Source organism: Nonomuraea sp. NPDC049400 (assembly GCF_044466425.1).
Taxonomy (GTDB): domain Bacteria; phylum Actinomycetota; class Actinomycetes; order Streptosporangiales; family Streptosporangiaceae; genus Nonomuraea.
Genome location: NZ_JBITMP010000011.1, coordinates 298,353 through 308,877, shown reverse-complemented (window position 1 = coordinate 308,877; position 10,525 = coordinate 298,353). Strand labels below are relative to the sequence as shown.

Annotated in this window: 11 protein-coding genes; 4 read left to right on the top strand and 7 right to left on the bottom strand. The window is 70.7% G+C overall.

Annotated elements, in window-relative coordinates:
* The coding region (locus ACIBVN_RS20150) for a cellulase family glycosylhydrolase (RefSeq protein WP_397138410.1) at positions 1-281 on the bottom strand (281 nt) is incomplete at its 3' end.
* Between ACIBVN_RS20150 and ACIBVN_RS20145 the strand changes: the two genes are divergently transcribed.
* Positions 273-932 carry a fibronectin type III-like domain-contianing protein gene (locus tag ACIBVN_RS20145; protein WP_397138380.1) on the top strand — a complete coding sequence of 220 codons (660 nt, stop codon included), beginning with the start codon at positions 273-275 and terminating at the stop codon, positions 930-932. The two genes, ACIBVN_RS20150 and ACIBVN_RS20145, sit on opposite strands and share 9 nt — an antisense overlap.
* 167 nt (positions 933-1,099) lie before the next feature.
* On the opposite strand, the gene ACIBVN_RS20140 is transcribed toward ACIBVN_RS20145, so the two are convergent.
* The gene (locus ACIBVN_RS20140; RefSeq protein ID WP_397138378.1) at positions 1,100-1,666 is read right to left on the bottom strand and encodes a CGNR zinc finger domain-containing protein; all 567 of its coding nucleotides are present in this window, start codon (positions 1,664-1,666) and stop codon (positions 1,100-1,102) included.
* 85 nt (positions 1,667-1,751) lie between these two features.
* Here ACIBVN_RS20140 and ACIBVN_RS20135 point away from each other — a divergent pair, with 85 nt between their 5' ends.
* Both ACIBVN_RS20135 and ACIBVN_RS20130 read left to right on the top strand, forming a co-directional pair.
* A complete protein-coding gene (locus tag ACIBVN_RS20135) occupies positions 1,752-2,618 on the top strand; it encodes an alpha/beta fold hydrolase (protein WP_397138376.1) in 867 nt (288 codons plus the stop codon).
* A 96-nt stretch (positions 2,619-2,714) separates the two neighbouring features.
* Complete coding sequence (locus ACIBVN_RS20130; protein WP_397138408.1) at positions 2,715-3,635, top strand: S1C family serine protease; 921 nt, start codon at positions 2,715-2,717, stop codon at positions 3,633-3,635.
* Positions 3,636-3,659: 24 nt separating this feature from the next.
* Here ACIBVN_RS20130 and ACIBVN_RS20125 read toward each other — a convergent pair whose 3' ends face one another.
* From ACIBVN_RS20125 to ACIBVN_RS20105, 5 genes are all read right to left on the bottom strand, one after another.
* Complete coding sequence (locus tag ACIBVN_RS20125; protein ID WP_397138374.1) at positions 3,660-5,168, bottom strand: glycosyltransferase; 1,509 nt, start codon at positions 5,166-5,168, stop codon at positions 3,660-3,662.
* A 156-nt stretch (positions 5,169-5,324) separates the two neighbouring features.
* Entirely contained in the window at positions 5,325-8,429 is a 3,105-nt protein-coding gene (locus ACIBVN_RS20120; protein WP_397138372.1) for a PDZ domain-containing protein, read from the bottom strand.
* Positions 8,430-8,552: 123 nt separating this feature from the next.
* Positions 8,553-8,678: a hypothetical protein gene (locus ACIBVN_RS20115; protein WP_349448736.1), complete on the bottom strand. Its 126-nt coding sequence runs from the start codon at positions 8,676-8,678 to the stop codon at positions 8,553-8,555.
* Between the two features lie 86 nt (positions 8,679-8,764).
* On the bottom strand, positions 8,765-9,016 hold the full coding sequence (locus ACIBVN_RS20110) for a GTP-binding protein (protein WP_397138370.1): 252 nt from the start codon (positions 9,014-9,016) through the stop codon (positions 8,765-8,767).
* An 18-nt stretch (positions 9,017-9,034) separates the two neighbouring features.
* On the bottom strand, positions 9,035-10,258 hold the full coding sequence (locus ACIBVN_RS20105) for an RNA-guided endonuclease InsQ/TnpB family protein (RefSeq protein WP_397138406.1): 1,224 nt from the start codon (positions 10,256-10,258) through the stop codon (positions 9,035-9,037).
* 32 nt (positions 10,259-10,290) lie between these two features.
* Between ACIBVN_RS20105 and ACIBVN_RS20100 the strand changes: the two genes are divergently transcribed.
* Entirely contained in the window at positions 10,291-10,449 is a 159-nt protein-coding gene (locus ACIBVN_RS20100; RefSeq protein WP_397138368.1) for an Arc family DNA-binding protein, read from the top strand.
* Positions 10,450-10,525 lie beyond the last annotated feature (76 nt).

The window sequence follows — 10,525 nt, the reverse complement described above, 5'->3', positions numbered from 1 at the left end:
GTGTGAACGGTGGGCAGGACCAGGATCCGATCGGCGTTGCGGCCGCCCGAGCCGCGGACGATGCCGTGGAAGGAGCGGTTGAGCTCGGCGAGGAGTCTCATCTTCTCCTCGTCGGTGGCGTTGTCGAACTGCGGCTCGTTGACGCTCTCGAAGAGCACCTTGCTCGGCGCGTCACGGAACGCTCCGGCGATCTGGGTCCACGAGGCGTTGAAGCGGGCCACCACCTCGTCGCGGTTGGCCGATGTGTCACCTCCTCCGGCGTACTTCCGCGTGTGGTGCAGCTCTACGTCCGGGCGTTGAACGCCCGCTACGAGGCCCCTCGGCTGCGGCTCGCCGACTTCCGCAAGGCCGCGCTGTCTCCGGGCGACCGCCTGGAGCTCACCTTCCGGCTGTCAGCCGAGCACCTCGCCCACTGGGACGTGGCCGGCGGGGCCTTCACCGTCGACCCCGGCGGCTACGAGGTGCTGGTGGGCCGCTCCGCCGGTGACATCGCCCTGACGGCCCCGGTCACGGTGACCGGCCCCGCCCCCGCGCCACGCGTCGTCGTCGACAGGCGCACCTCGGCCGTGGACTTCGACGACCACACGGTCATCACCTTGGTCGACGCCACCCGCACCACCGGCGACGCGGTTGCTCCGGCGCACCAGGACCAGCCCGCGACTCTGCTGTTCCGCTCCGTCGACCTGTCCGGCGCGATCCGCGTCCATGCCGAGGTCGCCGGTGTGGGTCCGGGACGGCTGGAGTTCCTGGCAGGTGACCGGCTGCTGGCGGAGATCCCGGTGCCGGTCACCGGAAGCCGCTACGCATGGACGACCGTCGCCGGCGACCTGACGACATCGCCAGAAGGCCGCCACGACCTGCAGGTGAACCTGCACGGCGACATCCGGCTCGCTGCGTTCCGCTTCAGTTCGACTCCTGCGACCACCGCCTGAACGAGCGATCGGCCCCGGTCCCATGCCTGGCACGGGGACCGGGGCCTCTTCACGTCCCGGCACGAACACCGCGCCCTCCACCTACACCTACCGCGACGGCTGCCGGGACGGGTGGTCTGGTGGAGTCCGCCGATGAGGCCGGCGAGCCGTAGCGGGTGCGGTGGCGGTCAGGGGGTCTTGTGGCGCTGGTAGTGCCGGGCGACGCGGGTGCGGTTGCCACAGCGCGTGGCCGAGCACCAGCGGCGGCGCGGGTGGGCGGGCAGGAACAGCAGCACGCAGTCGTCGGCCTCGCACCGGCGGACCTTGACGACCGCCGGGTCGGCCAGGAGGCCGGCCGCGGCCTCGGCCAGCCACGCCCCCAACCGCGCCGCGGGGGAGCCGGTGCGGCGGCGGGTCGCCGTGACGGCGGCGCCGTTCCAGGCCAGCTCGCTGACGGCGGGCGCGTCGCGCTGGGCCTGGTTGAGGGCTTCCAGGTCGCTCGCCGGCGGCGGGGTGGCATGGCGGGCGTGCTCGACGACGCGCGTCACGTGCTCGCGGACGGCGCGCACGGCGACCAGGTCGGCGTCCGTGAACGTGGCGGCGGCGAGCTCGCGCGCCTCCGGGAACCGGTCGGCCTGCAGGACCAGCCATGCCCGCAGGTCGTCGGGCGTGGCCAGGAGGTCGCCGAGTGCCGGACGGGTGTTGACCAGATCCAGCGCCAGCGGCTCCCCCGTCAGCGGGACGAGATCACTCATGCGCCTAATGGTATCTGACCGAATTGACGCATTAGGCCACTGGTGGCTATACCTAATGCATCTCTCTCGTTGAAAGGCATTAGCAGTGGCCATCTCCCGTACCGCCCACCGCCACCTCGACGTCGACGGCGTCCGCGTCTTCTACCGCGAGTCACTCCCCGACCGGGACGACGCGCCCGTGCTGCTGCTCCTGCACGGCTTCCCCTCGGCGTCACACCAGTTCCGCCGCCTCATCGACGCCCTCGGCGACCGCTACCGGCTGATCGCCCCCGACTACCCCGGCTTCGGCCACACCCAGGCGCCCGGCGATTTCACCTACTCCTTCGACCGTCTCGCCGACGTCATGGAGGGCTTCGTCCAGCGGCTCGGACTGGCCAGGTTCGTCATGTACGTCTTCGACTTCGGCGCCCCGATCGGGTTCCGCCTCGCCGAGCGGCACCCCGAGTGGATCGCGGGCCTGGTCGTCCAGAACGGCAACGCCTACTCGGAGGGCCTGTCGCAGGGCGCCCGTGACTTCATCGCGCTGCGCCCCGAGACCCCCGGCTCCGACAAGGCCGTCCGCGACCTGCTCACCTTGTCCGGCACCCGCGCCCAGTACGAGACCGGCGTCGCCGACCCCGGTCTGCTCGCCCCCGACGGGTGGACCCTCGACCAGCACTTCCTCGACCTGCCCGGCCGCAAGGAGGCCCAGGTGGCGCTCGCGTTCGACTACCACACCAACGTCCAGCGCTACGACCGCTGGCAGGCGTGGCTGCGCCGGCACACCCCACCCACCCTCATCGCCTGGGGCACCGGCGACCCGTTCTTCCTTGAGCAGGGAGCCCGCGCGTACCTGCGCGACGTGCCCGACGCCGAACTCCACCTCTTCGACACCGGCCACTTCGCCCTGGAGACCCACCTCCCGCAGATCGCCCCGCTCGTCGCCGGCTTCCTCGACCGCGTCCGGACCTAGCCGACGATCTGCGTTCGGAGGAGAAGCGGCCGGCGTTCTCTCAGGTCCGCAGCTCGGGAGTTAACGTGTAATCCTGTAAGCAAAGGAGGGCACGTGATGGCGGATCCCCTCGACGCCTACTCGCGCGTCGTCTCTTCCGTGGCGGCCGAGTTGCTGCCGAAAGTGGCCAGCGTGCGGGCGGGCCGGGGCAGCGGGTCCGCGGTGGTGTTCACTGCCGACGGGTTCCTGCTGACCAACGCGCACGTGGTCGGGTCCTCGCGGGACGGCACCATCGCGTTCGCCGACGGGAGTTCGGGTGACTTCACGGTGGTCGGGCGGGATCCGCTGTCGGATCTGGCGGTGATCAGGGCGCAGGCGGCCACGCCCGAGCCCGCCACGCTCGGCGACAGTGACGAGCTGGTCGTGGGCCAGCTCGTGGTGGCCGTGGGCAACCCGCTCGGGCTGGCCGGGTCGGTGACGGCCGGCGTGGTCTCTGGGCTGGGGCGGTCGTTGCCCGCGCGCAGCGGCTCGGCCGTACGGCTCATCGAGGACGTGATCCAGACCGACGCCGCGCTCAACCCGGGCAACTCCGGCGGCGCGCTGGCCGACTCGCAGGCGCGGGTGGTCGGGATCAACACGGCAGTGGCCGGAGTGGGTGTGGGGCTCGCCGTGCCGATGAACGGCACGACCCGCTCCATCATCGCCGCCTTGATCCGGGACGGGCGGGTCAGGCGGGCGTTCCTCGGGTTGGTCACCTCGCCGGCGCCGCTGCCCGAGCCGTTACGGCGGCGTACCGGGCAGGCGGGGGCGCTGCGCGTAGTGGAGGTCGTGCCGGGCTCGCCCGCTCACCGGGCCGGGCTGCGCGCCGGCGACCTGGTGCTGAGCGCGGGCCGCAGCCCGGTGGGCGACGCGCAGAGCCTGCAGCGGCTGATGTTCGCCGAAGCGATCGGACGGCCGCTGCCGATCACCGTCTACCGGAACGGCGCGCTCGTCGATGTCATCGCCGAGCCGGTGGAGCTCACCGGGTCCGGCGTCTGAGCGCGCGATCACTTCCGGCGAAGATCATAGCCGCTCGCCGCTGACCCCGCCGACCTTGCTGACGTGAGGCGTGCCGCTGGACGGCGCTTCTGGCTGTGGGGCGGCGGCGTCCGACCGCGTGGGCGACGCATCTGACTGTGGGGCAGCGGCGTCCGACCGCGTGGGCGACGCCTCTAACTGTGAGGCGGCGGCCTCCGACAGCGCGGGTGACGCTTCCGGCTGTGGGGCGGCGGCGTCCGGCGACGGGGGTGGCGTCTCGGTGGGCGGGCGCTGGGGCCGGACGTAGGTGCCGTTGCGGCGGGCCAGCAGCTCCGCCAGCAGCGCGTCCCACTTCTCCCCGATCGCGTCCACGTCGTACGTGCGCGCCGTCTCCAGCGCCCCCGCCGCCAGGCTGCGCCGCAGCGGCTCGTCCTCGATCACCCGGATGATCGATTCCGCCAGATTGGCATTGGTACGCGGCTTGACCAGCAGCCCGTCGACCCCGTGCGTGATCATCTCCTTGGGCCCGTGCGGGCTGTTGAAGCTGACGATCCCCAGCCCCTTGGCCATGGCCTCCAGGATCGTCATCGGGAAGCCCTCGTGCCGGGAGCTCAGCACGAAGATCGACGCCTTCTCCAGCTCGGCCCCCACGTCGGAGGTGGGCCCGGGCAGCTCGACCTTGTCCTCCAGCCCCGCCTCCCTGATCTGCTGCGCGAGGTTCTCCTCCTGCGGCCCGGCGCCGTAGATGCGCAGCTTCCAGTCGGGGTGGGCGGCGGCGACCGTCTCCCAGGCGGTGATGAGCCGGTGGAAGCCCTTGATGCGGGTCAGCCTGCCGACCGCGACGGCGACCTTGGCGTCCAGCTTGGACACGCCGCCGGACATCGGCGGGACCGCGTTGGGGATGCGGGCCAGCTTGCGCGGCTTCTTCGGCAGCGTCTCACGGTAGTCGCGCAGGTCGGCCTTGGTGAGCGTGACCAGGGCGTCGAGGCGGCGGTAGCGCCACTTGATGAGCTCCTGCATCGACTCGGCCTGGGTGCGCAGCGCCACGTGCTCCTGCCCGATCGTGATGACGCCGGGCTGCGCCAGCTGGGCCACCGCCAGGTTGAGCCCCGGGCGGGTGGCCATCAGCACGCCGGTGTCGAGCGAGCGGATGTAGCGGGCCAGCTTGAGGTCGGTCCACAGGTTGAAGCGGTGGTACGCCGACTCGTCCTTGGGGATGAGCCGGCTCGGCATCTTCGACAGCATCGCGCGCACCGGGTCGGGGCTGGGATGGAGCCGGTCGTCCAGGAAGCGGAACTTCACCCGCGGGTCGATGGGGAAGAACGGCTCCTCGGCCTCCTTCAGGATGCTCACGATCTCGACGTCGTGCTCCTTGGCCAGATAGCTCGCCAGGTTGAACACGGTCCTGATCGTCCCGCCCATCCCGTAGGCGTGCAGGAGCAGAATGCGGACCTGCCCGGTCGACGGCGGGGGCGCGTTCCGTGCCTTGCGCCGGTTGTACCCCCGATACAGCCGGACCGCAGCCGACTTTCCCTTGCGTGCCAGTGCGCGCACCTGACAAATCCCCTTTTATCGCTGGAAGAAGTCCCAACACACATGGCCGATGGCAAGGAGCCTCACCACCGGCCTATTGTCCCGCTTCGGCGGAGTGCAGGTGTTCATCCCCTATGAGCTAACCCCACCTATGATCTTTAGACGCCCGTTACGCACCTAAGGTTGCATGCGCGGCCTATGCCGGAGATCGGGAGTGTGCGGCGGTCGCTCGGCCAGCAGGTCGAGCGCGACGTCGATGGCCCGCTCGAGCTGCGTGTCCATGCCTCTGGCGTAATCCTGCGGGGTGATGTCGACCTCGATGTCGGGATCGGTGCCGTAGTTCTCGACCTGCCAGCCGACGTCGTCGAAGGCGAAGGAGAACTCCGGCTGCGTCGTCACCGTGCCGTCGGCGAGCTGGTGGCGCGGCCAGATGCCGATGACGCCGCCCCAGGTGCGCTTGCCGACCAGCGGGCCCAGCTTCAGCAGCTTGAAGGTGTGGCTGAAGATGTCGCCGTCGGAGCCCGCCCACTCGTTGGTGATCGCCACCAGCGGCCCCCGCGGCGACTCCGGCGGGTACGGCTCCGGGTCGCCCCACCGCGGATAGTCGTAGCCGAGCCGCCGCCGGGCCAGCTTCTCCAGCAGCAGCGCCGAGACGTGGCCGCCGCCGTTGAAGCGCACGTCCACGATGAGCGCCTGGCGGCCGTACTCGGCCAGGTAGCCCCGGTGGAACTCCCCGAACCCCTCTGCCCCCATGTCGGGAATGTGCAGGTAACCCACGCGCCCGCCGGAGCGCTGGTGGCACTCGGCGCGGTTGAGGTTCACCCAGTCGCGGTAGCGGGCCGGCTGCTCGTCGGCGAGGGCGCGCACGGTGACCGTGAAGACCCGTTCCTCCCGGCGCAGCGTCAGCTCGACCTCCTCGCCAGCCTGGTTGACCAGGCGCTCGTTCGGGGTCGCCGCCGTGCCGATGGGTGCGCCGTTGATGGCCAGGACCGCGTCGCCCGCACGTACGTCGAGACCCAGCCGGTTCAGCGGCGAGGTCGCCTGGGGATCCCACGGGTCACCGGTCACGATGGAGCGGATGTGGTAGACGCCGTCGCGGTAGTCCCAGTCGACGCCCAGCTTGCCCTGGGTGTACTCGGGGCCGGGGCGGTATTCGCCGCCGCTCTCGTAGGCGTGGCTCGTGGCCAGCTCGCCGTGCAGCTCCCACAGCAGGTCGGAGAACTCCCCGCGGGTCGTGACCCGCTCCACCAGCGGCCGGTAGCGGTCGTAGACGGCCGGCCAGTCGACGCCCGCCATGTCCTCGGTCCAGAAGTTCTCCAGCTGCAACCGCCACGCCTCGCGGAACATCTGCCGCCACTCCGCCTCAGGGCCGACCGACACCTTGATCCGCGACAGGTCGATCCAGCCGCTCTCGCGCCCCGGCGTCTCCTCCTCGCCTGGCGCCTCCCCCGCCTTGACCACCCGCAGCCTGGAGCCCGCGCGGTAGAGCAGCGTCTTGTGGTCGCGGCCCAGCTCGAAGTCGGTGACGCCGTCCGCGAACGGCTCGTTCTTGCCCTTGGCGAAGTCGTACAGATGCAGGGAGTTCTCGCCCTCGAGCGGGCTGGTGAGGATCAGCACCTTGTCCTTGAGCCCGGCCACCCGCTCGTAGCGGCCCTCGGGCAGCGGGAACGCGGTGACACGCCGGGCCAGCCCCTCCAGGTCCACGCGCAACGGCTCCGGCTCGGAGTCGTCCTCGTCCTTCTCCCCCAGTGGCCGCTGCACGGGCACGAACGGGTCGGGCACGTCGGCGCGCAGCGCCACCGCGTACGGGCGGGTGCCGAGCGGGAAGCCCAGGTCGAACTGGAGCTGGTCGTAGACGGGCGAGAAGATCCGCTGGCCGATGAAGTAGAGGTAGCGGCCCTGCGGGTCGAACGCCGGCATCGAGTCCTCCAGCACCGGCTCCGTGGCCTGCACCGTCCGCCCCGTCTCGGGGTGGTGCAGCTTGATCGCGCTGGAGCGGGAGTTGAGCGGGCTCGTGTACGCCAGCCACCGCCCGTCGTGCGACCACGCCGGGTCCTCCGGCGCGCCGTGCGGGTTGGCCTCGACCAGGTCCGCCTGGCCCGTGCCGAGATCGAGCAGGTGCAGCTCGTGGCGGTGGTTGACGACGGCCACCCGGTCGTGCGCCGGGTCGGGGACGAGGGCGTTGATCCGCCCCAGCCTGGCCACCTCCGTGCCGCCGCCGCCCTCATGACCCTCCAGGATGACCAGGCGCTCCTCGTCGCCGTCGTCGCTGGCCGCCGCGATCAGCCGGGCACCGTCGTTGAGCCAGGTCAGGAACCGGTAGCGGATGCCGTCGGGCGAGCCGTACTGCTGCACGGGCCCCTCCCAGTCGGCCATCGCGTACGCCTTGCCGCGCGCCGTGACGGCCAGCGCGCTGCCGTCGGGGCTGAGCGTGGCGCTGTCGAGGTAGTCGGCGGGATCGACGAACCTGCGGTTGCGCTGCGTCCTGGAGCTGGCCAGCAGCACGTCCAGCTTGCGGGCCGGCTCGCCGGGCTCGAGCAGGTAGAGGTCGGCGCCCGCGTGGTAGACCAGCCGGTGCCCGTCGCCGGACAGGTTGCGCGCGTAGTAGTCGTCGTGGTGGGTGTGCTTGCGCAGGTCCTGGCCGCCGGGGGTGCACGAGTAGACGTTGCCGACGCCCTCGTGGTCGGAGATGAAGCACACCCGGCCGCCGCTCCAGCAGGGCGAGGCCAGGTTTCCCGGCAGCCTGATCAGCCGCCGGAACTCGCCGTCGCCGCGCGGGTCGATCCACAGGTCGCCGACCGTGCCGCCGCGGTAGCGCTTCCACCGCGCGGGGTCGGCGGTGTTGCGGCCGAGCACGATCATGCCTTCCGGCCCGTACGCGATCGAGTTGGCCGGTCCGTACGGGAGCCGCTCCGGGACCCCGCCGGGCGCGACGCGGTGCAGCCATTTGCGGCCCTCGAACGGCTGGGCCGCGTCGCTGGCATAGAGGATGCGCCCTTCGGGGTCCCAGCCGGTGACCGTGCAGCGGGCGCCGTGGAAGGTGACCCGGCGGGCCGCGCCGCCGTTGGACGGCATGACGTACACCTCTTCCGGCCCTTCCTCGCGCCCGACGAACGCGAGCTGGTCGCCGCGCGGCGAGATGCGCGGGTAGCCCGCCTCGGCGAGCCCGGTGGTCAGCCGGAAGGCCCGCCCGCCCTGGGCGGACACCATCCACAGGTCGTCCTCGGCGGCGAAGACGACCACGTCCTGGAAGACAGCCGGAAAGCGCAGGTAGGCCGACATGAGGGTAGCTCCACGATCGAACCGACAGCCGGGAGCGCGAGGCCCCCGGCTGTCAGATCACGTCTCTCGGGTCAGACGAGTTGCCGCTGCTGCCCAGCCGTCCGGCCGGGCAACCGGGAGGGGTCACTCCTCGTCCGTGGACGACTTCCGCGTCTCCCTCTTGGTCTCCTTGGCCTGCCTGCTGGTCTTGATCGACTGCTTCTTCGACTTGCCGGACTTGGCGGCGGGTTTCTTCTTCGTGTCTGCCATGGGAATCCCCCCTGTACGGACGTGTGCCCCGGAATGGTGCACTGTGCCCCTTAATACCCATCTCACGGCGAAACCCGACATACCGCCTATCGAGTGGGGCGGTCTCCGGCGGACGCGCGCTCCACCTCGGCCACGAAGTCGCTATGGACGGGCGTGTCGACCAGGTTGACCCGCAGGTCGCACAGGGTGAAGGAGGCGACGGCCGCGCGGATGGTGATGACGCGACGGCGCTCTATCTCAGCGGTGTCGGTCTGCGTGCTGCCCTCGTCGATGCTGCCAAGCCGGTCGATGACGCCGGTCTCGAACAGCAGCCGCTCATTGACTGCTCCCCCTGTCAAGGCAGGGGGATTTCTGGCTCACGCTGCCTGGCTGTCCGGCGGACAGTCGGGTCTTACGCGATCGGCACCAGCCGGGGTCAGACCAGCCCGGACGAGCATCACGCGGGCGGAGTTCTTGTCCCTGGGGGATTCGGCTCCGCACGCGGTGCAGGTGTAGGTGCGCTCACCCAGCGGCAGTGCGTGCTTGGCTCTCGCTCCGCACATGGCGCAGTCCATCGTGGTGTGCGCGGGGTGTACCAGGCGGACGTCTCGCCCGTGCTTGCGGCCCATCTCGAGCAGGGCCTTCTTGGTGGCGCCGATGGCGGCGTCGGCGGCTTTGCGTGCCATGGTGGACTTGGCCAGGAACTTCGGCTGGAAGTCCTCCACCGCGAGCGCGTCATGGTCGCGGACCACCGCTTTGGCCCACTTGCGGCCGGTGTCCTGACGCTGCCGGGCCACCTTCTTGTGCAGCTTGGCGGCCTGCCGCTTCGCTTGGCGGTAGCCATTGGAAGCGGCCTGCCCGCGCTGAGGCTTTCGGCGGGCCATCATCCGCTGGTAGCGAGCCAGCCTCACAGCGGCTTTCCTGCCATGCTCGGCGTGGGGAAGATCGTGCGTGCTGCTGGTGGTGGTCGCGGTCTCCTTCACGCCCCAGTCGATACCGATCACCCGGCCCGTGCCAGGCAACGGCTCGGATCGGGCGGGAACGACGAAGGAGGCGTACCAGTGGCCGAGGCTGTCGCGGTACACACGCACCGACGACGGCTCGGCGGGCAGGCCCCGCGACCACACCACGGTCACCACGATCCCGCCGGCCAGGTGCAGGCGGCCGTCCTTGAGGCGGAAGCCACGCTTGGTGTAGTTGAGGGTCGGGTCGGCCTGGTCTTTCTTCTTGAAGCGGGGCATCCCGGCCCGTTGCCGTATCGGCAGGCGTTCGATGATGTCCTTCAACGCCTTGGCGCGGGACTTGCCGAAGTCCCGGATGATCTGCTGCTGCGGGACGCAGGAGCCCGCGCGCAGCCACGGCGTGATCCGGCGGGCCTCGGTCAGCATCTTGTCGAGCTGGGCCGGGCCGCAGGTCCGCTTGTTGCCGGGGTCGGTCTTGTTGTGCAGGTAGGTCTGCTGGGACTTGGCGACGCACTCGTTCCAGATCCACCGGCAGCGGTCCCACTCAGCTAACAGCGCCGTGCGGGCGGTGGACGACACGCGAAGCCGGTAGGTGTACCGGGCGTTCCCGGCCCCCTCCCCACCCTCCTCCAGCGCCATCACGGCGCAACCGTACCACTACACCCGGTAATATGGATCAAGAAGTCTGCATCACCCTCCGGCTTCCCGCCGACCTGCACCAGCACCTGACCGCCAAAGCCCACACCGACCGGCGCTCCCTCAACTCCGAGATCCTGCACCTGATCGAGACCGGCCTCGCAACTCCCACGGCAGACGACGAACCGCCCTGACGGCGATCCGTCTCTTCCTGCCCTACTCCACAGAATCCGAATCCTCCCCAGCCTCAAGGCCGGGGCATCCTCGGAG

Excerpts from the sequence above, each read along its gene's own strand:
- ACIBVN_RS20105 (WP_397138406.1), bottom strand. The coding sequence starts at position 10,258 with ATGGCGCTGGAGGAGGGTGGGGAGGGGGCCGGGAACGCCCGGTACACC.
- ACIBVN_RS20115 (WP_349448736.1), bottom strand. The coding sequence starts at position 8,678 with ATGGCAGACACGAAGAAGAAACCCGCCGCCAAGTCCGGCAAGTCGAAG.
- ACIBVN_RS20120 (WP_397138372.1), bottom strand. The coding sequence starts at position 8,429 with ATGTCGGCCTACCTGCGCTTTCCGGCTGTCTTCCAGGACGTGGTCGTC.
- ACIBVN_RS20100 (WP_397138368.1), top strand. The coding sequence starts at position 10,291 with ATGGATCAAGAAGTCTGCATCACCCTCCGGCTTCCCGCCGACCTGCAC.
- ACIBVN_RS20140 (WP_397138378.1), bottom strand. The coding sequence starts at position 1,666 with ATGAGTGATCTCGTCCCGCTGACGGGGGAGCCGCTGGCGCTGGATCTG.
- ACIBVN_RS20130 (WP_397138408.1), top strand. The coding sequence starts at position 2,715 with ATGGCGGATCCCCTCGACGCCTACTCGCGCGTCGTCTCTTCCGTGGCG.